Source organism: Streptomyces sp. NTD91, assembly GCF_059510455.1.
The window spans coordinates 19,022-41,996 of record NZ_JCAJZW010000056.1; the positions used below are offsets into that span (position 1 = coordinate 19,022).

Sequence of the window (22,975 nt, forward strand, 5' to 3'; positions counted from 1 at the left end):
GTGGGACGGACGTACGGAAGGAGCGGCAGGTGGCAGCGGAGGACCGGCTGCGGACATACCGCGGCAGGCGGGACTTCGAGCGGACCCGCGAGCCGTCGGGGCGGGAGCCCGGCGCCCGGCGCGTCGAACCCCGTTTCGTGGTGCAGATCCACGACGCGAGCCGGATGCACTTCGACTTCCGGCTCCAGGTGGACGAGGTCCTCAAGTCGTGGTCCGTGCCGAAGGGCCCGTCCGCGGACCCCGGTGACAAGCGGATGGCGGTGCCCACCGAGGACCATCCGCTGGAGTACGAGGAGTTCGAGGGAGTGATCCCGAAGGGCGAGTACGGCGGCGGCACCGTGATCGTCTGGGACGCCGGCACGTACGAGCCGCTCAGCCACGACCGCAGGGGCCGCCCGGTGGACTTCGCGGAGTCGCTGCAGCGCGGGCACGCCACCTTCCGGCTGCACGGCAGCAAGCTGCACGGGGAGTACGCCCTGACCCGGTTCCGCGGCGGCGAGGGCGAGCGGGAGGCCTGGCTGCTGGTGCGCAAGGGCCCGGCGCGGTCGTCCGGGCACGGTACTCCGGATCCCCGGCGGGCCCGCTCGGTGCGTACCGGCCGCACCCTCGCGCAGGTCGCGGCCGGCGGGGAGGAGTGAGCGCCGGTGCCCGGCCTGCTGGACTTGCTGCCGGCCGGCCCGCGGGAGTTGCCCGCGGCGGCCCCGCCGCCGGCGGCGCTCAGGGACCGGCGGGACCTCGGCGAGGGCCGGCTGTCCGAGCGGAAGCCGGACGGTGTCCGGGTGCCGGCGGTGCGCGAGGGGGACCGGACGCTGCTGCTCCCGCGCACGGGACAGCACCCGAACGACGCGTGTCCCCGGGTCGTCGAGCTGCCCCGCGCTCACGCACGCATACGGATCGCCGGGTTCCGCCCCCGGCCGCCCCTGCGGTGCCTCTATGTTCGCGGCGACAACAGCCCGCGTCCCGAAAGGCCCCGCATGCGTACCGCTCTTCGTGCCGCTGTCACCGGCGCGCTGACCGTCGCCACCGTTCTGACCTGCGGCACCGCCCAGCCGACTGCGCCGGGACCGGGTGTGACGGCCCGGCTCATCGGCCGGACCACCATCGGCCACACCGACTACACCCTGCGGGAGATCACCATACCGCCGGGCCAGAGCACCGGCTGGCACTACCACGACGGCCCCCTGTACGGCGTGGTGAAGCAGGGCACTCTCAGCCACTTCGACTCCACCTGTGCCTCGGACGGCGTGTACCGGACGGGGTCGACGATCCAGGAGCCGGCCGGTTCCGATCACGTCCACATCGGGCGGAACCTGGGCGACGCCCCGCTCGTGCTCGACGTGCTGTACGTACTGCCGCACGGCGCCGCGTTCTCGGAGGACGCACCGAACCCGGGCTGCTCGTTCCAGTGATCAGGTGCCGGGAGAGCGTCTGCCCGGCCCGGACGGTCCTGCCCCGGCCGGTCTGCCGACTGCCCCGGCGCTGGGTGAGCCCGCGACGAGCAGCGGTCCGCGGCCGCCCGGGGCTCGAGGGCCCCTCCGCGCGCGGGGCCGGTCAGCCCTGGTGAGCGCGCAGTGCGGTGAGGGCCCGGTCGGCGTGGGTGTTCATGCGCAGTTCGCTGCGGACGATCTCCAGCACGGTGCGGTCCCGGGCGATCACGAAGGTGACGCGCTTGGTCGGGGCGAGGGAGAAGCCGCGCTTCACGCCGAACCGCTCGCGGACCGTGCCGTCCGTGTCGGACAGGAGCGGCATGCCGAGGCCGTGCCGACCGGTGAACTCCTGCTGCTTACCGACGGTGTCGCCGCTGATTCCGACCGGCCGGGCACCGAGGGCGGCGAATTCGGCGGCGAGGTCGCGGAAGTGGCAGGCCTCGGCGGTGCAGCCGGGGGTGAGGGCGGCAGGATAGAAGAAGAGGACCACGGGTCCGTCGGCCAGCAGTTCGGTGAGCCGGCGGGTGGTGCCGGTCTCGTCGGGCAGGGCGAAGTCCTCGACCTTGCCTCCGACCTCGATGCGCTCCGTCACGACCGTCCCTCCTGGTTGCGGGCGACGCCGCAGGCCCACAGCACGAGCGGCAGTTGCAGCGGCAGCCGGGCGAGGGCGGCCGTGCGCAGCGGTGCGGGCCGGTGCCGCCAGTCCACGGCCATCTGCACGTTCGCCGGGAACACCCCGACGAAGAAGGCCGCGGCCGCCTTGGCGGCGACCGTGCGGGTCCGGGGCGCCGCGATCCCGGCCGCCAGGGCCAACTCCACGGCCCCGCTGGCGTACGTCCATGCCCTGCGCGAGCCCGGCAGGGCGCGCGGAACGACGGCGTCGAAGGGACGCGGGGCGGTGAAGTGGGCGAACCCGGCCGCGGCCAGCAGGCCGGCGAGCAGCAGGGACGAGCGTTCGGACCGTGGCACGGATCCTCCTGAGGTGGCCTGCCGCCGCATATTACTGGATGGTAGGCGGCGAGGTGACCGGTTGCCCCGAAGTGCCGGCGGGGCCGGCCGTCGGGCTGCGGCGGTGGTGGCCTTGCCGTGGGCGAGGCCACCTGCCTGTCTGGGGCCGGCCGGTCACTGGGCCGTTCGCGGGCACGGGCCGCGTGTCGCGCGGGCCGCACCTCGCCGGAAGCTGCTGGAATCGGCGGGTCGACCGCCGCTCGTGAACACCGGAGGGACTCCATGGCCTTCGCCGTCGTCGCCCAGTACCAGTGCGCTCCCGCCGACGCGGACACCGTTCGGGACGCGCTGCGCAAGATGCGCGAACTGGTCCCCTCGGAGCCCGCGAACCTCGCCTACGAGGCGCACGAGGTCGTCGACCGGCCCGGAGCGTTCGTCCTGTACGAGCGCTACACGGATCGCGCCGGCTTCGAGGCGCACAAGGAGACGGAGCACTTCGCGGAGCTGATCCGGGGAACCGTGTTCCCGCTGCTGAAGGAGCGGAACGTCACCTTCGCCGAGACGCTCTGAGCGGGCCCGGGCCACCGTGGGCGCTCTCCTGGGACGCGTCACCCGGACGGGCGAGGGACCGGCGGGACGGCTGCGCGCCACGGCCCGGACGACACGGGCCCGTACCGCGCGCCCCGTCCCGCGGGACGTCCCGGCCGTTCCGGGGGACACCGGGACAGCATTCTGACGGTCCGTCATGGAAAGTCTGGCTGGCGTGATCACTGCTCGTGGTCACGAGAACGACAGCCGGAGGTTGCCTTGATCCGACGGAGTCTCAAGAGCGGACTGCTCGCCACGGTCGCGGTGCTCGCGTTCCTGCCCACGGGGGCCGGCGCCACCGCGGCGAGCGCGGCCGCCGCGCGACCGGTGCCCAGTGTCACCGTCCAGCACCCCGCCCACCGAGTTCAGCACCGCATTCACCGCAGGTACGTGACCCACCACCGGCACCACCGGGTCGCCCTCCGCGCGCACCGCGTGCACCGGATCCACCACCTCACGCGCCGTAGTGCGGCGTACCGCTTCACGCCGGGGACGGCGCCCTGCCGCCTCGCCGTGCACGCGGCGGCGTACCGCCTGGCCGCGCACTGGACGCGGTACCGGCTCATCGCACAGCCGCTGCCCCACCGCCGGGCACCGCTCTTCGTCGGCCGCGTCGCCACCCGCCACGCCCGGCTCAACATCCGCTCCGGTCCGGGCACCGGCTACCGGGTGGTCGGCCACCGGAGCACGGGCCGGCATCTGACGCTCGTGTGCCGGACGCGCGGCTCGTCGGTGTACGGCGACCGCACCTGGTACCGGCTGTCGCACCACGCGGGCTACGTGTCGGCCCACTACGTACGGACGGGCCGTTCCCTGCCCTGGTGCTGACGGGCGGGACGCCGCGGCATCCTTCAACCGCCGAAGGCCCGTTCGACGACCCCCGAACGGGCCTTCGGTACACCGGCGCCCTCACCTTCCTCCTGACTCCCGGGTGTTGCAGTCGCCGCACTCGCGGGAAGCCATTCCGGCAACAGGGGCGAAAACTGCCCATAGCGCAACGGGAGTCGAGGACGCACGATGCGACATCCCCAAGCGTCGACCGCACCGGACGAGCCACTGGTGCTGGGACTGCGCGAACTGAAGGACCGTACGGGACTGAGCCTCGCGGCGCTGGCCGCGCGCACCCCGTACAGCAAGTCCGCATGGCACCGCTATCTGTCCGGTGGCACGCCGCCGCCGAGGCCGGCCGTGGAGGCGCTCTGCCGGCTCGCCGGCGCCGACCCCGAAGCCGTACTGGCGCAGTTGCACTCGTCGGACACGCCCCCGCCCGAGGAGCCGGGCCCCTCGCGTCGGCGCATCCGGATCGCGCCGTGGCTTCCCGGGCGGCTCCCGTCCTGGCTCGCGCTGTGCGCGCTGGCGCTGTGCGGCACCGCGACGGCGGTGGCCGCCGCCGTCACCCTGTCCGCGCGGCCGGGTACCGCGCCCGCCGCGCAGACCCTCCCGTCCGTGCCGCGCTGTCACGGCCGCTCCTGCCAGGGCGAGTTGCCCGACGCGTCGGTGTGCGCCCGGGACGCTCGGACCACCAGCACGGTCACCGATCCCGCCTACACCGTCCGGCTGCGCTACTCGCCGGCCTGCGGAACCGCCTGGGCGCAGGTCCGGCTGCGGTCGCCTGCGGCTCGCGAGGTGTCGGTGCGCGCCGGCCAGGACGTGATGTCGGCCGGCTATCCGGCGGACGACCTGGGCGGGGACAGCAGCCCGATGCTCCCGGTGTCCTCGCCCCGGGGCGTGGAGGCGTGTGCCGAGGTGGCCGGGAAGCTGGCGTGCACGGGCCTCGGCGTGGAGCCCGACGCGCAGGGATGAGAATCCCCGGACGCGGGCGGCGCCGCACCCTCAGGTCCAGCAGCTCGACCGCGGTCCGCTGCGCGGGGATCAGCCGCATCCGCTCGTGGAACCGGTGCTTGAGGTCAAAGTACGTGTCCGGTTCGCCGTCGGCGACGGCCTTCTCCATCGCCGTGCCGAGGCCGCCGGCTCGTCGGCTGCTCGTCCCCGGCGGCGACGGCGACGGCGACGGCGGCCGCGCACAGGCCCTCCAGGCCCATGCGGCACTGCGTGATCGCGACCGCGGATCCTCTCCACCCGTACCTGCGCCTTGCCGGACCCCTCGGCCCCACGGCTGCTCAGCCCGTGCGGTACAGCTCGCTGAGCAGTTCCAGGACCGCCTGGAGGGTGCGGTGCGGTCGTCGCGCCACCAGGCGAGCCGTACGGCGACGGGCTCGGCGTCGCGCACCGGCCGGTAGACGACGCCGGGCCGCGGGTACTGGTCGGCGGTCGACTCGGCGGTGACGCCGATGCCCCGTCCGGCGGCGATGACGGTGAGCCAGTCGTCGACGTCGTGCGTCTCCTGGACACCGGGGCGGGAGTCCGGCGGCCACAGCTCGGGGGTGGTACCGGTCCGCCGGTCGGCCGGGAGGCCTCGGGGTCCCGGAGTGGGCGGGGATCGGGGCGGTGGTCGTCGCGAACGCGCTGAGCATCACGACCGGACACCGCTGAGGGCGGCCGGCACGGTCCCGCCCGCCGCCGCGGGTGGTCCCGGCCTTGCCCGGGGCCGCAGGCGCGGCGCAGTCTGGACGTATGGGTGCTCAGGGCGGCCCCACACTGATCACTTCCGTGCAGCGGGCGTTCCGTCTGCTGGAGGCGGTGAGCGCGCACGAGAACGGCGCACCGGCGAAACAGCTGGCGCGCGAGACGGGGCTGCCCCTGGCCACCGCGTACCACTTGCTGCGCACCTTGGTGCACGACGGTTACGCGCGCAAACTGGACGACGGCGGCTTCGTCCTGGGCGACAGGGTGAACTCCCTGCACACGGCCGGCCGCGCCCAGGCACTGCTCAGCCGGGTGCGCCCGGCGCTGGCCGCTCTCCGGGACGATCTGGCCATGGCCGCCTACCTCACGTTCTACGAGGAGGGCGAGATCCGGGTCGCCGAGATCGTGGACGGTCCGCGCACGCCCCGGGTGGATCTGTGGGTGGGCTTCGAGGACGCCGGACACGCCACCGCCCTGGGCAAGTCGGTGCTGCGCGAGCTGGACGAGGAGGCCCGCCGGGACTATCTGTCCAGGCATCACCTCGCCGACCTCACCCCTCGGACGATCACCAGCCTCCCGGAGCTGCTCCGCCGGCTCGAGGCTCCCCCGCTTGCCCCGGCCGTCACGGACCTGGAGGAGTACGCGCTCGGCACCGTGTGCGTCGCCGTGCCGGTCTACCGCGGCGCCACGCCCGGGTCGCTCGGCGTCTCCCTGCCGGTGGAACGGCAGGACCGGCTCGAGGAGGTCCGCGAACGTCTGCTCCCGGTCGCGGGCCGGGTGACCCGGAGCCTCTCGCTCACTATCTGAAATTCCGCTCCTTGTGACCGTCCTCACCCCGCCCGTTTCATTGATGAAACCGATATTCCGGGCAACATCCCCAAACTGTGAGGACTGCGGACGCGACATGCTCCAGGCCCGACACCATGGCGACCACGACGCACCGGCGCGGCTGCTCAGGGACGGTACGACCGCCGCCTGGAGATCGGCTCACGGGCGCGCCGCCCGGCACCGGGCCTCGGGCGTGCACGTGCTGCCGGTCCTGGTCGTCGCCATCATCGCGATCGTGGACGTGGCCACCGGGGTGGGAATGCCCTGGCTGCCGCTGCTGGCAGCCGGGCCCTCACTGGCGGCCTCCACCAACGGGCCACGCGGCGTGCTCTGCGTGGGCCTTCTCGCCGGTGCGGTGGGTGTGGCACTGGCCGTGCTGCACGCGGCTCACGCGCGCGAACCGGCGGCCGTGGTGTCCGTCCTGCTGGCCGTCACCGCCGCGAGCGCCCTCGCCAGCGCGCTGCGCGCCCGCCGGGAACGGGTCCTCGCCGCCGTCCGCTCGGTCGCCGAGGCCGCCCAGCACGCCCTGCTCCAGCCCGTCCCGGAGACCGTGGGGCCGTTCCAGGTGGCCGTCCGCTACAGCGCCGCGGCGGCGGAGGCGCGGATCGGCGGAGACCTCTACGCCCTGGTGCCCACACCCCACGGCATCCGGCTGATCGTGGGCGATGTGCGCGGCAAGGGGCTGCCCGCCGTGGGAACCGCGGCGCTCGTGCTCGGGGTGTTCCGCGAGGCCGCCCATGACGAGCCCGACCTGCTCGCCGTCGTCGCGAGGATCGAGCGGAGCCTGACGCGCAACCTCGGCCCCGACGACTTCGTCACCGCCGTGGTCGCCGGACATCCCCGGTCGGGTCATCTGGAGATCGTCAACTGCGGACACGCCCCGCCTCTGGTGATATCCCCCTCCGGCCGGGTCAGGGCGGTGGAGCCCGACCGTCCTGCCGCGCCCCTCGGGCTGCGCGCCCTCTCGGGTGAGGCCCCCTGCCTGCAGCGTCTGCCCTTCACGGTGGGAGACCAACTGCTCTGCTACACCGACGGGGTCACGGAGGCCCGCGATCACACCCGTGCCTTCTATCCGCTGGCCGACGGTGTGGCCCGCCATGTGTGCGAGGAGCCTGCGCGCACGCTGACCGCGGTCCACGACGACCTGCTGGCGCACGTGGGCGGCCGGCTGCACGACGACGCCGCCCTGCTGCTGCTCCGGAAGACCACCGCGGACGAGCCGGCCCACGTGCCGTCATCGAGCGAGGCGGCGCTCTAGGGCGTGTTTCGAAAGTGGCGTCGTCCGCCCGGAGGGCGGGGTCCGCGGCGTCTGGTGCGGTGCATCGCAAGGCGGAGGGTCGTCCTCGTACCGGGCGTACGGAGACGATCCCGACAACGCGGCGAGGTGCCGTGCCAGCCGTCGCGGACCAGACGGGACTTTCGAAACACGCCCTAGGACACGTCGAGTTCGGCCCACCGGGCGACTCCGTCGAGGTGGGTGCGCATGCCATGGCGCGTCGCCAGGGCGTGGACGATCGTCTCGCCCCTGCCGTGCTCGTCGGGGTCGGCCCCGGCCAGGGACCGGGGCGCCGGAAGGGTCGGTCCCGCGTCGGTGACCTCGATCCGCAGCGTCCCGCCGTGTTCGCCCCGCGCCCACGACAGCCGCAGCACGGCCGGGGGCCGGGCGTGCAGGAGCGCGTTGGTGACGAGTTCCGACACCACCAGCAGCGCGTCGTCGGTGAGAAGGGGACAGACCCTCCAGCCGGCGAGGACCACCTCGGCACGACGGCGTACGGCCGAGACGGCGCCGGCGACGGGCGGCACCGGGCACACGTGTTCGTATGCCGCCTGGACCAGCGTCTTGAGCTGTGCCGCCATGTTCTCTCCCGATGGTCTGTACGGCCGGTCCGGGCACCGTCATTCGGCTCCATTTCGGCCTCGCAAGCACGGTAGGGAGACAAATCGGGCCGGTCAATGAACGGCGGTCGGCATTACCGAACAGCCGTTGTTCGTCGCCCACGGGCAAGGCGTCCGTGCGGGTAATAGGCTCGCTTCATGGCCGGCCCAGTCCAGTCGATCGAACGGGCGGCGGCGATTCTGCGTCTGCTCGCCGGTGGGCCCCGCCGACTCGGCCTCGGCGAGGTGGCGGCCTCGCTCGGGCTGGCGAAGGGCACCGCCCACGGCATTCTGCGCACACTCCAGCACGTGGACTTCGTGGAGCAGGACGCGGCGACCGGGAAGTACCAGCTCGGCGCCGCCCTGCTGCACCTCGGTACCAGTTATCTCGACGTCAACGAGCTGCGGTCACGCTCCCTGAACTGGGCCGACGCGCTGGCCGCCCGCAGCGGGGAGGCGGTGCGGCTGGGCACCCCGCTGGAGGGCAGCGTCCTCGTCGTCCATCACGTGTTCCGGCCGGACGACACCTTCCAGACCCTGGACGTGGGCTCGCTGCTGCCACTGCACGCCTCCTCGCTGGGCAAGGTGCTGCTGGCCTACGGCACCGCCGGCGTCGAGGAGGCCCGGGGGCGGGGGCTGGAGGCGTACACCCGGCACACCCTGGTCGATCCCGAGCGGCTCACCCGGGCGCTGGCGGAGGTCAGGGAACTCGGGTGGGCCGCCGAGATCCAGGAGATGATCATGGGCGAGGCGGGGATCGCCGCACCGATCCGCGGGCACGGCGGCCTCGTCGTCGGCGCCATCGGCCTGTCCGGGCCGGTCGAGCGGATCTGCGACAGCCAGAACCACCCCCGCGCGAGTCTGATCACGCTGCTCCGGGAAGCCTCGCGGGCGATCTCCCGGGATCTGGGAGCCGCCCGCTGGTAGGCCAGGACAGCCGCCCTTTTGATCCCTCGGAAGGCAGACCCGATCATGGCTGAACGGTACGTAATGTCCATCGATCAGGGCACCAACTCCACCCGATGCATCCTGTTCGACCACCGCGGGCGGCTGGTCTCGGTCGCGCAGCAGGAACACCGGCAGCACTTCCCCCGGCCCGGCTGGGTGGAACACGACGCCGTGGAGATCTGGCAGAACCTGCGCCACATCGTGCCCGAGGCCCTCTCCTCCGCCGATGTCGACGTGGGGCAGGTCACCGCGATCGGGCTGGCCAACCAACGCGAGACGACGGTGCTCTGGGACCGGCGGACCGGCGCCCCCCTGGGACGGGCGGTCGTCTGGCAGGACACCCGCACGGCGCCGCTGGTCGACGAGCTCACGGAGCGCCCCGGGGAGGAGTTCTTCCTGGACCGGTGCGCCCTGCCGCCCTCGACCTATTTCTCCGCACTGCGGCTTCGCTGGCTGTTCGACCACGTCAAGGGCGTCGAGCAGCGCGCCAAGGACGGCGAGGTGCTCTTCGGGACGATGGAGAGCTGGCTGATCTGGAATCTCACCGGGGGCGCCGACAGCGGCCTGCACATCACCGACGCCACCAATGCCAGCCGCACGATGCTGATGAACATCCGCACGCTGACCTGGGACGACGAGCTGCTGGCCTTCTTCGGGGTGCCCCGCGCCATGCTGCCCGAGATCCGGCCCTCCGCGCAGACGTACGGTGAGGCCCGCTCGCTGCTGCCCGGGGTGTCGATCACGGCCGCCCTCGGCGACCAGCAGGCCGCCCTGTTCGGCCAGACCTGCTTCTCCCCGGGCGAGGCCAAGTGCACCTACGGAACGGGCAGTTTCCTGCTGCTCAACACCGGCAGTGAACTGGTGCGGTCCCGGCACGGGCTGCTCACGACCGTCGCGTACAAGATCGGGGACCAGCGGCAGGCCTACGCGCTGGAAGGGTCGATCGCCGTCACCGGCGCACTGGTTCAGTGGTTCCGGGACCGGCTCGGGCTGATCAGCAGCGCCCCGGAGATCGAGACTCTGGCGCGCACGGTCGAGGACAACGGCGGCTGCTACATCGTCCCCGCGTTCTCGGGTCTGTTCGCACCCCGCTGGCGCAGCGACGCGCGTGGGGTCATCGTCGGCCTCACCTCGTACATCACCAAGGGACACCTGGCGCGGGCCGTTCTGGAAGCCACCGGATGGCAGACCCGGGAAGTCGTCGACGCCATGAACGCCGACTCCTCGGTCTCGCTCCAGCAGCTCAAGGTGGACGGGGGCATGACCGCGGACAACCTGCTCATGCAGTTCGTGGCCGATGTGCTGGACGTGCCGGTGGTGCGGCCCATGGTGGCCGAGACGGTGTCACTGGGCGCCGCCTACGCGGCCGGGCTCGCCGCCGGCTACTGGCCCGACCTGGAGGTACTGCGCCGCAACTGGCACCGGGCCGCCCAGTGGCTGCCCGACATGGACCCCGAGCTGCGGGAGTCGGAGTACGAGAACTGGCAGCGGGCCGTCGAACGGTCCCTGGGCTGGGTCCGGCCCCCGCGGTCGCCCTGACCCGCGCCTCGCCGGAGAGCGGACGACAAAAGGCGCGCCCGGCCGGTCCGGCGGTACGTCGACGACGATCACGAGCCGCACGCCCCCGCCTCCGGCCGTCCGCTGCCGAGCCCGATGGGCCGGCACCGGACACCACCACCTCCGTGCCGCCGTGCGCGCCCCGCAGTCGGTGATCCCGGTGGGGGCACCTGGACCGGCTCGCCGCCCAGAGCGGCGCGCAGATGCCGCAGGCACGGATCTCCACGAGAACGCCGTTCGGGCCGGGCGCGGGGCGCTCGACCTCCACCACCTCGATCCGCCCCGCGGCGGCGGTGCGGGAAGGCCTGGCCGTCGGCCCGGACGCGAGACCGACCCGGACCGGGAGGACGCGGGCGCCCGGCCGACCGACCCGCACGGACGGAGCACCGACGCGCTCGGGCCCGGACGGACGCCGCCGTCTGCCTCGGCGTCGCCGGTGCCGCGGCCGAACGCACCCTCGTCGCCTCCCGGGGCCACCCCACCGAGGTCTTCGAGGTCACGCCCCGACTGGTCGAGCACCACGCCCCGCCGCGACGAAGCGCCGCCGCCCGGGGAGCCTTCGGCACGGACGGTCGACCGAGCGCAGGGGTGCGACCGCGCGGGAGAGATCCTGCGGCCACACCCCCGGCCCCGGTTCTCCACCTCCGCCGGTCCCGCACCGCGCGGGCCTGGACCCGCCCCCCTCCCAGCCGTACTCCCCGTCCACGGCTCGCGCCCGCACTGCGGGACCGTTCAGGGGAACCGGGCGCCGACGGCGCGTGAGGCCGGTGGGAGCGGTCGAGATCTTCAGCCGTGACCGCCGTGACCCTGCCGCTGATCGCGCCGATGCTCGCCATCCCCGGCACGCTGCCGCCCGCCGTGCAGGACGCGCGGTGGGCGTACGAGACCAAGCAGGACGGCCAGCGGGTGATGGTCTACTTGCCCGGTGACGGCAGCGTGCTGCTGCGCGCCCGCTCGGGCGAGGACATCACCGCGGCCTATCCGGAGCTGCGGCCCCTCGGCACGGCGCTGGGCGCCACCCCCGCCGTACTGGACGGCGAGGTGCTGGCGCTGGACGCACACGGCCGGGCCGACTTCCAAATGCTGCAGAGCCGGATGGGCCTCGCCCACGCCCCTGCGCGTGCGGCACGCCGGGCCGCCCAGGTGCCGGTGCACCTGGTGCTGTTCGACGTGCCGTACCTGGATGAGCCCCTGCTGCGCCTGCCGTACGTACGGCGGCGGGCCCGGCTGACGGAGTTGGGCCTGTCGGGGCCGTACTGGTCGACGCCGGGCGCCGTGACCGGGCACGGCGCCGAGGCGCTCGCGGCGACCCGGGAACACGGCCTGGAGGGCCTCGTGTGCAAGCGGCTGGACTCGGTGTACGAGCCCGGGGTCCGCTCCCGCGCCTGGATCAAGATCCGGAACATGAGGGCCGAGGACGTGATCGTCGGTGGCTGGCTGCCGGGCAAGGGCCGGCTGCGCGGGCTGCCCGGGGCGGTGCTGGTCGGTCAGCGCGACGCGGCCGGCCTGCTGCGGTACGTCGGCGGGGTGGGCACCGGCTGGAGCGAGGCGGAGCGTAGGTCACTGGCCGGGCTGCTGGCGGAGGCGGCGAGCCGACGGTGCCCGTTCGAGCCGGTCCCCCGGGTCACGGACGCGCGCTGGGTACGGCCCGTGCTGGTGGGCGAGGTCAGCTACAGCACCCGTACCCGGTCGGGGATGCTGCGCCAGCCGTCGTGGCTGCGGCTGCGCCCCGATCTGCCGCCGGAGGAGTCGGCGGCGGACCTGCCCAGGGACCACGGCTGAGCCGGCGGGGTCTATCGTGTGGCCATGCCGGTTCCCGAACTGATCCGTGTCGTCTCCCGCGACTCCCCCATGGCCCTGGCCCAAGTGGAGCGGGTCCGCACCGAGTTGGCCGCCCTGCACCCGGGGTTGCGCACCGAGGTGGTGCCGGTGAAGACCACCGGCGACAAGTGGCTCGGCGCCCTGTCCGAGGTCGAGGGCAAGGGGGCGTTCACCAAGGAGGTCGACGCGGCCCTGCTGGCCGGTGAGGCCGATCTCGCCGTGCACTGCGTCAAGGACGTGCCCGCCGACCGGCCGCTGCCCGCCGGGACGGTGTTCGCCGCCTTCCTCAAGCGCGACGACATCCGGGACGCGCTGATCCACCCGGACGGGCTCACCCTGGACGAGCTGCCGGCCGGCACCCGGATCGGGACCTCCGCGGTGCGCCGGGTCGCCCAGCTGGCGGCCACGCACCCGCACTTGGAATGCGTGCCGTTCCGCGGCAACGCCAACCGCCGGCTGGAGAAGCTGGCCGCCGGGGACGCCGACGCCCTGCTGCTGGCGGTGTCCGGGCTGGAGCGGATCGGCCGTACGGACGTGATCAGCCAGGTGCTGTCGACGGAGGAGATGATGCCGCCGATCGGTGCGGGCATCCTCGCCCTGCAGTGCCGGGAGGACGACACCGCGGTGATCGACGCGGTCAGCGGACTGGGTGACCCGGACACCCACCGGGAGGCCACGGCCGAGCGGATGTTCCTGCATGTGCTGCAGGGCCACTGCAACAGCCCGATCGCCGGGTGCGCGCGCGTGGACCGCAGCGGGGAACTGTCCCTTCGGGCCTGTGTGTTCACCCCGGACGGCAAGACCCGGCTGAACGCCCACGAGTGGGCGGGCCGGCTCGACCCCGCCACGCTGGGCACCTCGGTCGCGGTCGCGCTGCTGCGACAGGGCGCTCGGGAGATCATCGACGGCATCCCGCACTGACCGCACCCTCCCAGCGGGCGCGGGTGCCGCCCCCGGGCCCGCGGCGGCACCGGCGCCCGGGTCAGGCGCTGCCGGGCTCCGTCTGGTCCCTCAGGTCCTGCAGGAAGGCGGTGACCTGGTGGGCCAGGCCGCCCTGGCCGGCGGCGGAGGCGGTCGCCGCGCTGGTCTCCAGCACGCCGATGCCACCGGTCCACAGCCGGCGGTCGGCCCACTCCTCCTCGACTCGCAGCTGCACCTGCACGTCCACGTGGGTCAGAGCGGCCTCGGGGGCGGCGGCGAAGAGCACCGCGGTGGCCCGGCGCAGCGGGTAGACGTCGAAGCCCTCGATGAACTGGGTGTTGCGCCAGTCGATGAACGCGCCCTCGCCGTCGGGGCCGACCCGGACGTCGATCTGGCCGTCCTCCAGGTGGATGCCGAGGGGCCGTGCGCCACGGTTCTCGACCGTCACCCGCACACTGAAGTACGTCAGCCCGGCGGCGGCGTCGTCGCGTCCGCGCGGCGGCTCCGCGGCCTCCAGACGGTGGACGCGGATCCGCAGACCGGCATGCTCGTCGTACTCGTGCCAGTCCCCGACCACGTTCGGCTCGTACACAGTGCCCCTCTCGACCTTCGAGAGCTGCTGTCTATCTGTGTGCTCAGCGCACTGTCAAATGAGCGGAATGCACTGTGGCCAGGGGGTTTCGCCTGCTTTGATCGGTGATCAAGCGCTGCCCAGGAAGGATGCGTCCGGGCCGCCTTCGGGCGGGGCGCGGGTGCGTGCCGCACATCACGTCCGCGGCAAGATCACCGGGCCAGCCGGCCGAGCAGCGAGGAGGCCGCGGTGATGCCGAGCGCGCCGGCCACCGCCAGCACGGCGAAGTCGGCGCCGAGATGCGCCGGCGTACCGAGCAGCAGACCGCGCAGCGCGTCGACCTGGTAGCTCAGCGGGTTGACCTTGCTGACGGCCTGGAGCCAGCCCGGCATCACCGAGACGGGGTAGAGGGCGTTGGAGCCGAAGAACAGCGGCATGGTGATCGCCTGCCCGAAGCCCATCAGCCGGTCGCGGCTGAGGACGATGCCCGCGATGGTCATCGACAGACAGGAGAAGAACGCGGAGGCGAGGACCACCGCGGCGGCCACACCGAGCAGCTTCAGCGGGTTCCAGGTGAGGGCGACGCCGAGCACGGCGGCGATGACGATCACGACGATCGCCTGCACCAGCGACTTCACGCCGGCCGCGAAGGCCTTGCCGGTGATCAGCGCCGAGCGCGGGGTCGGGGTGACGAGGAGCTTGTTCAGAATGCCCGCGTCGCGCTCCCAGATGATCTGGATGCCGTAGAAGATCGCGATGAACATCGCCGACTGGGCGATGATGCCGGGCGCCATGAAGTCGAGGTACGGCACACCGCCGGTGGGGATGGCCCGGATCCGGGTGAAGGTCTGACCGAAGATCAGCAGCCAGAGGGCGGGCTGGACCGCGCGGGTGTACAGCTCGGTGCGGTCGTGGCGCAGCTTCTGCAGTTCGACGGCGCACATGGCGACGACGCGGGCGGGCAGCAGCAGCCAGCCGGCGCGCGGCACGGGCGGGGTGAGCAGCAGGGTGGTGTCGCCGCCTGCGGCGGGGTCAGCCGACGCGGCGCGCGGTGCGGCGGGTGCTGCGGACATCGCGGAAACCTCCTCCGGAGTGGTCGTCGAGGCCGCTGCCGGCGACGTCCCGGAAGACGTCCTCCAGCGTGGGCAGGGTGTCGGTGCCCTGGCGCTGCGCGAGGCCGCGGCGCAGTTCGGCCGGGCTGCCGAGGGCGCGGATGCGGCCGCGGTGCATCAGGCCGACTCGGTCGCAGTACTGGTCGGCCTCGTCCATGTAGTGGGTGGTGACGAGGACGGTCATGCCGGTGGCCGCGCGGACGGCGTTGATGTGTTCCCAGACGCCGGTGCGGGCGATCGGGTCCAGGCCGATGGTGGGCTCGTCCAGGATCAGCAACCGGGGCGCGCTGACCAGGGCCTGGGCGAGTTCCAGGCGGCGGACCATGCCGCCGGAGTACGTCCCGGCGAGCCGGTCGGCGGCGTCGGCGAGGCCGACGGCGGCCAGCGCCTGACCGACCCGTGCGGCGCGCTCGCGGCGGGGCACGTCGAAGACGCGGGCGAACAGGGCGACGTTCTCCCGTCCGGTGAGCCCGCTGTCGGCCGACAGCTGTTGCGGGACGTAGCCGAGCAGCCGGCGCACCGCCATCCGCTCCCTGGCGGCGTCGTGCCCGAACACGCCGACCATGCCGGCCGGGACGGGCAGCAGGGTGGTGATGCACCGGATCGCGGTGGTCTTGCCGGCGCCGTTCGGCCCGAGGAGCCCGAACACCTCCCCCTCCCGGACGGCCAGATCCAGCCCGTCGACGGCACGGGTGTCACCGAAGGCGTGAACGAGCCGCGTGCAGCTGACGGCGTCGACACCCGAGGCGGGCGCACCGGCGGAGCCGGCAGACACGGCAGGCGCGCCCCGAGCCCCGGCGGAGCCGCCGACCCCGGCCGGTGCCTGCGAGGCGTCGGCGCCGTCCGCGGGCGTGTCTGCCGTCCGGGTGACGCAGGCGTCCCCGGCGGCTGCCCCGGCCGCTTCCCGGGTGCCCGCGGAGTCCGGGGGCGCGCCCTGCGGGCCCTTGGTGTCGCCGGACGTGCCGGTGGTGTCCCTCGTCATGGTTGCTCCTGGACCGTCATGGCCGCTCCTGGGCCCGTGTCGTGATCGCCGGCCTCCGTCATGCTTCCTCGGTCTCCTCGTGCAGACCGGCCGCCAGCTTGCGCAGCGCCTGCAGGGCGGCGCGCAGGGCCTCCCGGTCGGTGTCGTCGAGGCGGGAAACGTGCCGGCCGACCAGTTCGGCCCGGCGCCGCCGCCAGTCGCCGAGCCGTTTCTCGGCGGCCCCGGTCAGCCGCAGCCGCGCGGCACGCCGGTCGGCGGGGTCGGTCTCGCGCAGCAGGTGGCCGTCCCGGACGAGCTGGTTGACCAGCGTCGACACCGAGTTGCTCGCCAGGTGCAGGTCCCGCGCCGCGTCCGAGATGCCGATGCCGGGCCGGGACTCGACCAGCCGCAGCAGTTCCACCTCGGCACCGCGCAGCCGGGGCCCGTCCAGCCGGCCGCGCAGCCGTCGGCGGACCAGCCGCTGGATGCGCACCAGCGCGTCCGCCAGCTCCTCGGGGAAAGACTCGGACTCCGGTGCCGCGGGCCGCACGGTCTCGGGCTCCACACGTTCCACATCCAGAAGATTACCTCTGTTACAGAGGTAATGCTGCCAAACGAAGGCCAAGAACGGCCCGGTCAGCACCCTTTTTGCTCCGTTTTGTTTTGTGATGTCCCGGAGCGGGAATCCGTGTGACAGTGCTTCGGACCGGAGGCACGTCCGTGGGAGCCGGCTTCGCCCGGCCGCCCCGTTCCCCCGTCCACGGTCCGAGCGCGCCTCCCACGGTGTCTGTACATCCAGCACCTGCCGAGAGAGGTGCGCACCATGCGTGTCACCGGTAGCACGACCTCCCATCCCCACGACGACGCCCCCGACACGGCCGAGTCCTTCGAGCGGCTGGCGAAACTGCCCGACGGAGCCGAGCGGCGGGCGTTGCGTGATGAACTGGTCCGGGTGTGGCTCCCCATGGCCGAGCGGATCGCCGTGCGCTTCCGCGGCCGCGGGGAAGCCCTGGAGGACCTGTACCAGGTGGCCGCCCTGGGGCTGGTGAAAGCCGTCGACCACTACGACCCGGGCCGCGGCCGCGCCTTCGAGGCGTACGCCGTGCCGACGATCACCGGCGAGATCAAGCGCCACTTCCGCGACCACATGTGGACGCTGCATGTCCCGCGCCGGGTACAGGACCTGCGCAACCGGGTCCGCTCCGCCGTGAAGGAACTGGCCCAGAGCACCTCCGGGCGCCCGCCGACCGTGGCGGAGATCGCCGCGTACACGCGGCTCACCGAGGACGAGGTGCGCACGGGCATGGAGGCTCTGGAGTGCTTCTCCGCGCTGTCTCTGGACGCCGAGGTCGCCGGCACCGACGGCTACGCCCTGGGGGACTCTCTCGGCGGACCCGACCCCGGTTACGACCTGGTCATCGACCGCAACGCCGTCAAGCCGTGCCTGGAGTCCCTGCCCGAACGCGAGCGCGTCATTCTCTACCTGCGGTTCTTCCGCGGCATGACGCAGAGCCGGATCGCCCAGCAGCTCGGCATCTCGCAGATGCACGTCTCCCGCCTGCTGAGCGGCTGTTTCGACCGGCTGCGCGAGGAACTGCTCGCGGATGCCCGCTGACCCCCGCCCCGGCACACTCCGCGGCGCGGTCCCGGGCCTCACTCCTCGAAGGCCCCGGGCACCTCGGTGGGGCCGTACCGGTCCAGCGCGTCCTCGAGGGCGGCGCGGATCTCGGGCGGGATGTCGCCGCGTCGGGCCCAGACGAGGATCAGCTCCGCGATGTTGCGCAGCTTGATGTTGGTGTGCTGAGAGACCTCCTTCAGCACCTCCCAGCCCTCGTCCGGGGTCAGCCTGCCCCAGGCCGCCACCATTCCGATCGCCTGGTCGACGACCGCGTGCGAGGTCACGGCCTCCTTCAACTGGTCGACCTCCGCCTGCAGCTCGGACAGCCGGTCGGGCTCGCTCGCTCCCATGTCCCCATGGTCCTCGGTGGCCTGCACCGATGCCAGCCGGGGTACTCGACAGGCGCCCGACCCCGTCACGGCCGGAGACTGGTGGCAGACCGGTGGCCGCCCGGCCCCGAGAGCAGGACGCGACTCACATGAACCACAACGCCCCCGTCAGTGGCGGACCGCGGAAACGAGACGTCGTCTCCACCCACTCCGTCTTCGGCGCGCCGTGCTGGGTGAGCCTGACGAGCCGTGACCTCGAGGCCACCCAGGAGTTCTACTCGGCCGTCCTCGGCTGGCGCTGGCGTCGCGCCGAGCTCGGCGAGCACTTCCGTATCGCGTTGGCGGACGGCGTGCCGGTGGCCGGGATCGCCGCCGTCGCGGACATGTGGCAGATGGCAGTGGCCTGGACGCCGTACTTCGCCGTGGCCGACGCCGACGTCGCGGTGGCCCGGGCCCGCGAGCGGGGCGGGACGGCGGCCGTCGGGCCGCTGTCCTTCCCACCGGGCCGGGCCGCACTGCTCGCCGACCGGGACGGGGCGACCTTCGGCATCTGGCAGGGGGAACTCGTCGCCAACTGGGAGGCGTGGCGGCGGGCCGCACCGACGTCCATCCGGCTGCACACCCGCGACGCCTTCGACTCCGCGATCTTCTACGGCGAGATCCTCGACTGGGCGAGCGGGCTGCCGGGCTGCTGCCAGGTGGAGTACGAGGCCGGCGAGGTGGTGTTGCGCAGCCGGGGCGACGTCGTGGCACGCATCGACTCGGGCGCCGTGGGGGCGGCCCCGGATCCCTCGGTTCGGCCGCACTGGCAGATCCACTTCGCCGTCGCGGACGTCACGGGCTGCGCCCGCGCGGCGGAGAAGCACGGCGGCAGCGTGCTGAGCGAGAGCGAGGACGAGGCGATCCTGCGGGACGCCGACGGCGCCCAGTTCACGGTGACCTCGCGCCGGGCCCGCTGAGGACCCGCCGTCCGCGCGCTCGCGGGCGCTCAGCCGCCCGCTCGTGACGGTCTCGACAGGAGGACCAGACTGCGGGCCTCCACACGAAGCCTCGTGCCGGCCTTGCGTTCGCGTTCGTCGGGGATGCCGTCGCAGTCGGCGGTGTCGACGAGGGTGGTCCAGCGCTCGCCGAAGGTGTCGTCGGGCAGCCGGAAGTCGACCGGCTCCCAGTAGCCGTTGATCAGCAGCAGGAAGGAGTCGTCGACCATCCGGCGGCCGTGCGCGTCGCGTTCGGCGATGGCGTCGCCGTTGAGGAACACGCCCAGCGAGTGCGCGTCGCCGCGCTGCCAGTCCCGGCCGGTCATCTCGCGGGCGTCGGGCCTGAGCCACATCAGGTCGGGCAGCGGCTGCCTGGCGTTGGTCGCGGTCTCGCCGTGGAAGAAGCGACGGCGCCGCAGCACGGGGTGCGCGGCGCGCAGGGCGATCACATGCCGGGTGAACTCCGTCAGACCGCGCTCCTCGTCCGTCAGCTTCCAGTCGACCCAGGAGATCTCGTTGTCCTGGCAGTAGGCGTTGTTGTTGCCCTTCTGGGTGCGGCCGAGTTCGTCGCCGTGGCAGAGCATCGGGATGCCCTGTGACAGCAGCAGCGTGGCCAGCAGGTTGCGCTGCTGGCGGGCGCGCAGTTCGAGGACGGCCGGGTCCTCGGTGGGGCCTTCCGCGCCGCAGTTCCAGGACCGGTTGTGGCTTTCGCCGTCCCGGTTGTCCTCGCCGTTGGCCTCGTTGTGCTTGTCGTTGTACGACACGAGGTCGCGCAGCGTGAAACCGTCGTGCGCGGTGACGAAGTTGACGCTCGCGCGCGGCCGTCGCCGGCTGTGCTGGTACAGGTCGGAGGAACCGGTCAGCCGGGAGGCGAACTCGCCGAGCGAGCCGGCCTCGGCCCGCCAGAAGTCCCGTACGGCGTCCCGGTACTTGCCGTTCCACTCCGACCACAGCGGCGGGAAGTTGCCGACCTGGTAGCCGCCCTCCCCCACGTCCCACGGCTCGGCGATGAGCTTGACGCGGCTGATCACCGGGTCCTGCTGGATCAGGTCGAAGAACGCCGAGAGCCGGTCCACCTCGTGGAACTGCCTCGCCAGCGTGGCGGCGAGGTCGAAGCGGAAGCCGTCGACGTGCATCTCGGTGACCCAGTACCGCAGCGAGTCCATGATCAGCTGGAGCACGTAGGGATGCCGCATCAGCAGGCTGTTCCCGGTGCCCGTGGTGTCGTAGTAGTGCGCCCAGTCGCCGTCGACCAGGCGGTAGTAGGAGGCGTTGTCGATGCCCCGGAAGGACAGGGTCGGGCCCATCTCGTTGCCCTCGGCCGTGTGGTTGTAGACCACGTCGAGGATCACTTCGAGGCCGACCGCGTGCAGCGCCTTCACCATGGCCTTGAACTCGTTGACCTGCTGGCCCCGACTGCCGAGGGCCGCGTAGGCGTTGTGCGGGGCGAAGAAGCCGATGGTGTTGTAGCCCCAGTAGTTGGACAGGCCCCGGTCCTGCAGCACGCCGTCCTGCACGAACTGGTGCACCGGCATCAGCTCCACCGCGGTCACCCCGAGCGAGGTCAGGTGCTCGACGACGGCGGGGTGGGCGAGGCCTGCGTAGGTGCCGCGCAGCCGCTCGGGGACCTCGGGATGGGTGCGGGTCAGGCCGCGCACGTGCGCCTCGTAGATCACCGAGTCCGAGTACGGAGTCCGGGGCGGGCGGTCGTCGCCCCAGTCGAAGTACGGGTCGGTGACCACGCCCAGCATGGAGTGCCCGGCGCTGTCGGCGGGGGCGGGGCCGTCCGGGGCGCGCTCGTACAGCGAGGGGTGGTTGTCGATCTGGCCGTCCACCGCGCGTGCGTACGGGTCCAGCAGCAGCTTCTTCGGGTTGCACCGGTGACCGAGCGAGGGCTGCCAGGGGCCGTGCACCCGGTAGCCGTAGCGCTGGCCCGGTGCGATGCCCGGCAGATAGGCGTGCCAGACGAACCCGTCGACCTCGTGCAGCCGGACGGGCGTCTGGATGCCGGCGTCGTCGACGAGGATCAGCTCGACCCGCTCGGCCACCTCGCTGAACAGGGCGAAGTTGGTGCCCTGGCCGTCGAAGGCGGCACCCAACGGGTAGGGCTGCCCGCTCCACACGGGCAGCCCTTTCCGTCTCGTGCGGGCGGTCACCGGCTGCCCTCCAGGGCGTCGTCCGGTACGGCGGCCGCGGCGGGCGACGCGCCGAGCGCGTCGTCCATCGCTCCGGCCGGCGCGGCCAGTACGGCCACCCGCTCCGCGCGCGGCACTTGGAGCCCCGTCCGCAGCGTCGGCGCGGGGGCGGTCGGCACCAGCGGGACACGCTGCCCGGCGCGGGCGCGCTGCGAGAACCAGATGATCTTGCTGCCAGTGTCCGAGGCGCAGCAGCCCCAGCCGTCGCTCATGGCGGCGATGTCCGCCAGGCAGGACCGCAGGTCCTGATCGGGGCGCAGATCCGGGTCGTCGCCGCCGAAGGCGGTGATGAGGTGCTGGCCGTTCCACCACATCTCGATGGATGTGTGCTTGTCCTTCGCGTGTTCGTCGATCGCGCGCAGCAGCAGTTCGGCGCCGCGGCGGACGGGATCCACGAGGTTCTCGAGATCCCAGTGGCGGAGGTGGGCGGCCAGGATGCGGCTGACCTGTCCCACCCGTTCCGGGCTGACTTCCACGTCGAGGTGGTAGTAGCAGGGCACTGCGGTCTTCATTGTCGCTTGCTCCTCACCGGCGAAGCTCTCGCTCCCCTCGCCCCTCCGGGAGAATCCCGGATGCCCGTCCGGGAGAAACACCCGGACACATAGCGTGAGCGCTGATCGCTTCTGAGTCACCTCCACGGTGAGGGCACTACGCCATTCGTGCAACACGAGAGCCCGACACACGCTCCTCGTTGAAGATCCAACAAGACGCTGCGTCGTCGTCCGTGCACCATAAGTGAAAGCCTCGATCGCCGTAACGGCGCCGCGCGCTTCCGTGCGCGGACGCCACCCGACAGTCGGGAACGCGCCCAGTCGAGAGCGTGGAAGGTGAAGAGGGCAATGCTGCTACCCGCCAAGGCCGAAGTGGCCCGGGCGTTGCGGCGTTACCGGGCGTGGGAGCGCGTGATGCTCGCCTCGCCCCACGACCGCACGGTCCGGGCCACCTTCGAGGACTCGGGCTACACGCTGTGCGTTCTGATGGGCAAACGATGCGCCCGCGAGGCCGCGGACGCAGCCGAGCGCTATCTGCGCACCAATCTGGTCACCTACCTGCGCGAGCAGGGCGTACGGCCGCGGCCGCGCCGATCGACCAGAAGAGCGCCGCCACCGGAGCGGCGTTCCACGGCGCCAAGCCCCTGACCTGGCACCGTACAAGGCGTTCCCCCTGGGGACCGGCGCACGTCGGTCCCCACTCGGATCGCGAAGCCGGGCCGGGTGCCCGGCTTCGCGCACGGCGGAGGTGAGATACATGCGCAGGACTCCGGCCATCGGCCGTGTACCGGTACGTGACGTCCGACCGGCCGTGGAGTGCGGCAGGCGCCCGGCGAAGGCGGTGGCCGGCGAGACCTTCCAGGTCACGGCCACCGTGTTCCGTGAGGGGCACGAAGCCGTGGGCGCCAACGTCGTCCTGCGCGATCCCGAGGGCCGCCGTGGCCCGTGGACGCCGATGCGCGAACTGTCGCCCGGCAGCGACATCTGGGGCGCGGAGATCACCCCGGACGCCACGGGCCGTTGGACCTTCCGGGTGGAGGCGTGGAGTCATCCGCTGGCGACCTGGCGGCACACCGCCTCGGTCAAGGTGCCGGCCGGCACCGACGTCGGGCTGGTGCTGGAGGAGGGCGCCGAGCTGTACGAGCGTGCCGCCGCCGGAGTGCCGAAGGGCCCGGAGCGAAACGTTGTTCTCGCCGCCGCGCAAGCCCTCGCCGACGACTCCCTGTCGGTGCACGAGCGTCTGAAGGCGGCCCTGTCGACCGAGGTGGACGCGGTCCTGACG

25 protein-coding genes and 1 pseudogene are annotated in these 22,975 nt (G+C 72.9%); 15 read left to right on the plus strand and 11 right to left on the minus strand.

All coding sequences use genetic code 11. The features are described 5' to 3' along the window. Nucleotides 1-29 precede the first annotated feature (29 nt). Nucleotides 30-638 (plus strand): DNA polymerase ligase N-terminal domain-containing protein, encoded by a 609-nt coding sequence (locus AC5WRT_RS34940; RefSeq protein ID WP_496097398.1) that lies wholly within the window; start codon nucleotides 30-32, stop codon nucleotides 636-638. 336 nt (nucleotides 639-974) lie between these two features. After that, the gene (locus AC5WRT_RS34945; protein ID WP_496100936.1) at nucleotides 975-1,409 is read left to right on the plus strand and encodes a cupin domain-containing protein; all 435 of its coding nucleotides are present in this window, start codon (nucleotides 975-977) and stop codon (nucleotides 1,407-1,409) included. A gap of 142 nt (nucleotides 1,410-1,551) precedes the next feature. On the opposite strand, the gene AC5WRT_RS34950 is transcribed toward AC5WRT_RS34945, so the two are convergent. Both AC5WRT_RS34950 and AC5WRT_RS34955 read right to left on the minus strand, forming a co-directional pair. Then, complete coding sequence (locus tag AC5WRT_RS34950; RefSeq protein WP_496097399.1) at nucleotides 1,552-2,019, minus strand: peroxiredoxin; 468 nt, start codon at nucleotides 2,017-2,019, stop codon at nucleotides 1,552-1,554. Continuing rightward, nucleotides 2,016-2,396, minus strand: coding sequence for a DoxX family protein (locus AC5WRT_RS34955; protein WP_496097400.1), 381 nt, complete (start codon nucleotides 2,394-2,396; stop codon nucleotides 2,016-2,018). Before AC5WRT_RS34955 ends, AC5WRT_RS34950 begins: the two co-directional genes overlap by 4 nt. A 261-nt stretch (nucleotides 2,397-2,657) precedes the next feature. On the opposite strand from AC5WRT_RS34955, the gene AC5WRT_RS34960 reads away from it, so the two are divergent. From AC5WRT_RS34960 to AC5WRT_RS34970, 3 genes are all read left to right on the plus strand, one after another. Beyond that, nucleotides 2,658-2,945: a putative quinol monooxygenase gene (locus AC5WRT_RS34960; RefSeq protein ID WP_496097401.1), complete on the plus strand. Its 288-nt coding sequence runs from the start codon at nucleotides 2,658-2,660 to the stop codon at nucleotides 2,943-2,945. Nucleotides 2,946-3,182: 237 nt separating this feature from the next. Beyond that, nucleotides 3,183-3,791: an SH3 domain-containing protein gene (locus AC5WRT_RS34965; RefSeq protein ID WP_496097402.1), complete on the plus strand. Its 609-nt coding sequence runs from the start codon at nucleotides 3,183-3,185 to the stop codon at nucleotides 3,789-3,791. A gap of 189 nt (nucleotides 3,792-3,980) precedes the next feature. Then, entirely contained in the window at nucleotides 3,981-4,766 is a 786-nt protein-coding gene (locus tag AC5WRT_RS34970) for an XRE family transcriptional regulator (RefSeq protein ID WP_496097403.1), read from the plus strand. A gap of 317 nt (nucleotides 4,767-5,083) precedes the next feature. On the opposite strand, the pseudogene AC5WRT_RS34975 reads toward AC5WRT_RS34970, so the two are convergent. Next, nucleotides 5,084-5,382, minus strand: a pseudogene (locus AC5WRT_RS34975) (LysR substrate-binding domain-containing protein); the annotation flags it as partial. A gap of 155 nt (nucleotides 5,383-5,537) precedes the next feature. Between AC5WRT_RS34975 and AC5WRT_RS34980 the strand changes: the two are divergent. Together AC5WRT_RS34980 and AC5WRT_RS34985 are read left to right on the plus strand one after the other, a co-directional pair. Next, nucleotides 5,538-6,296, plus strand: a complete 759-nt coding sequence (locus AC5WRT_RS34980) for an IclR family transcriptional regulator (protein WP_496097404.1) — start codon at nucleotides 5,538-5,540, stop codon at nucleotides 6,294-6,296. A 97-nt stretch (nucleotides 6,297-6,393) separates the two neighbouring features. Next, a complete protein-coding gene (locus AC5WRT_RS34985; RefSeq protein ID WP_496097405.1) occupies nucleotides 6,394-7,575 on the plus strand; it encodes a PP2C family protein-serine/threonine phosphatase in 1,182 nt (393 codons plus the stop codon). Nucleotides 7,576-7,748: 173 nt separating this feature from the next. Here the strand turns inward: AC5WRT_RS34985 and AC5WRT_RS34990 are convergent, their stop codons facing one another. Beyond that, a complete protein-coding gene (locus AC5WRT_RS34990) occupies nucleotides 7,749-8,174 on the minus strand; it encodes an ATP-binding protein (protein WP_496098731.1) in 426 nt (141 codons plus the stop codon). A 177-nt stretch (nucleotides 8,175-8,351) separates the two neighbouring features. Here AC5WRT_RS34990 and AC5WRT_RS34995 point away from each other — a divergent pair, with 177 nt between their 5' ends. From AC5WRT_RS34995 to hemC, 4 genes are all read left to right on the plus strand, one after another. Continuing rightward, complete coding sequence (locus tag AC5WRT_RS34995; protein WP_496098730.1) at nucleotides 8,352-9,119, plus strand: IclR family transcriptional regulator; 768 nt, start codon at nucleotides 8,352-8,354, stop codon at nucleotides 9,117-9,119. 45 nt (nucleotides 9,120-9,164) lie between these two features. Next, on the plus strand, nucleotides 9,165-10,679 hold the full coding sequence (gene glpK, locus AC5WRT_RS35000; protein WP_496098729.1) for a glycerol kinase GlpK: 1,515 nt from the start codon (nucleotides 9,165-9,167) through the stop codon (nucleotides 10,677-10,679). A gap of 819 nt (nucleotides 10,680-11,498) precedes the next feature. Continuing rightward, nucleotides 11,499-12,479 (plus strand): ATP-dependent DNA ligase, encoded by a 981-nt coding sequence (locus AC5WRT_RS35005; RefSeq protein ID WP_496098733.1) that lies wholly within the window; start codon nucleotides 11,499-11,501, stop codon nucleotides 12,477-12,479. Between the two features lie 18 nt (nucleotides 12,480-12,497). Further along, the gene (gene hemC, locus AC5WRT_RS35010; protein ID WP_496098728.1) at nucleotides 12,498-13,439 is read left to right on the plus strand and encodes a hydroxymethylbilane synthase; all 942 of its coding nucleotides are present in this window, start codon (nucleotides 12,498-12,500) and stop codon (nucleotides 13,437-13,439) included. 61 nt (nucleotides 13,440-13,500) lie between these two features. On the opposite strand, the gene AC5WRT_RS35015 is transcribed toward hemC, so the two are convergent. The 4 genes from AC5WRT_RS35015 to AC5WRT_RS35030 all read right to left on the minus strand — a co-directional run bounded on the left by AC5WRT_RS35015 (nucleotide 13,501) and on the right by AC5WRT_RS35030 (nucleotide 16,657). After that, entirely contained in the window at nucleotides 13,501-14,031 is a 531-nt protein-coding gene (locus AC5WRT_RS35015) for a hypothetical protein (RefSeq protein ID WP_496098727.1), read from the minus strand. A gap of 191 nt (nucleotides 14,032-14,222) precedes the next feature. Further along, entirely contained in the window at nucleotides 14,223-15,083 is an 861-nt protein-coding gene (locus tag AC5WRT_RS35020; protein ID WP_496098726.1) for an ABC transporter permease, read from the minus strand. Next, nucleotides 15,043-15,897, minus strand: coding sequence for an ABC transporter ATP-binding protein (locus tag AC5WRT_RS35025; protein ID WP_496098732.1), 855 nt, complete (start codon nucleotides 15,895-15,897; stop codon nucleotides 15,043-15,045). The genes AC5WRT_RS35020 and AC5WRT_RS35025 overlap by 41 nt, the downstream gene beginning before the upstream one ends. Nucleotides 15,898-16,162: 265 nt before the next feature. Continuing rightward, nucleotides 16,163-16,657, minus strand: a complete 495-nt coding sequence (locus AC5WRT_RS35030; RefSeq protein WP_496098725.1) for a MarR family winged helix-turn-helix transcriptional regulator — start codon at nucleotides 16,655-16,657, stop codon at nucleotides 16,163-16,165. Between the two features lie 249 nt (nucleotides 16,658-16,906). Between AC5WRT_RS35030 and AC5WRT_RS35035 the strand changes: the two genes are divergently transcribed. Further along, complete coding sequence (locus AC5WRT_RS35035) at nucleotides 16,907-17,698, plus strand: RNA polymerase sigma factor SigF (RefSeq protein ID WP_496098724.1); 792 nt, start codon at nucleotides 16,907-16,909, stop codon at nucleotides 17,696-17,698. A 38-nt stretch (nucleotides 17,699-17,736) separates the two neighbouring features. Here AC5WRT_RS35035 and AC5WRT_RS35040 read toward each other — a convergent pair whose 3' ends face one another. Next, a complete protein-coding gene (locus AC5WRT_RS35040) occupies nucleotides 17,737-18,051 on the minus strand; it encodes an ANTAR domain-containing protein (protein ID WP_496098723.1) in 315 nt (104 codons plus the stop codon). 128 nt (nucleotides 18,052-18,179) lie between these two features. On the opposite strand from AC5WRT_RS35040, the gene AC5WRT_RS35045 reads away from it, so the two are divergent. Then, nucleotides 18,180-18,989 carry a VOC family protein gene (locus AC5WRT_RS35045; RefSeq protein ID WP_496098722.1) on the plus strand — a complete coding sequence of 270 codons (810 nt, stop codon included), beginning with the start codon at nucleotides 18,180-18,182 and terminating at the stop codon, nucleotides 18,987-18,989. 29 nt (nucleotides 18,990-19,018) lie between these two features. On the opposite strand, the gene glgX is transcribed toward AC5WRT_RS35045, so the two are convergent. Both glgX and AC5WRT_RS35055 read right to left on the minus strand, forming a co-directional pair. Next, nucleotides 19,019-21,163 carry a glycogen debranching protein GlgX gene (glgX, locus tag AC5WRT_RS35050; protein ID WP_496100935.1) on the minus strand — a complete coding sequence of 715 codons (2,145 nt, stop codon included), beginning with the start codon at nucleotides 21,161-21,163 and terminating at the stop codon, nucleotides 19,019-19,021. Next, entirely contained in the window at nucleotides 21,160-21,714 is a 555-nt protein-coding gene (locus AC5WRT_RS35055; protein ID WP_496098720.1) for a pep a2, read from the minus strand. The genes glgX and AC5WRT_RS35055 overlap by 4 nt, the downstream gene beginning before the upstream one ends. Before the next feature lie 327 nt (nucleotides 21,715-22,041). Here AC5WRT_RS35055 and AC5WRT_RS35060 point away from each other — a divergent pair, with 327 nt between their 5' ends. Further along, a complete protein-coding gene (locus AC5WRT_RS35060) occupies nucleotides 22,042-22,341 on the plus strand; it encodes a DUF5133 domain-containing protein (RefSeq protein WP_496098719.1) in 300 nt (99 codons plus the stop codon). A 109-nt stretch (nucleotides 22,342-22,450) separates the two neighbouring features. Next, nucleotides 22,451-22,975: maltotransferase domain-containing protein (locus AC5WRT_RS35065; protein ID WP_496098718.1), on the plus strand; the 525-nt coding region annotated here is incomplete at its 3' end.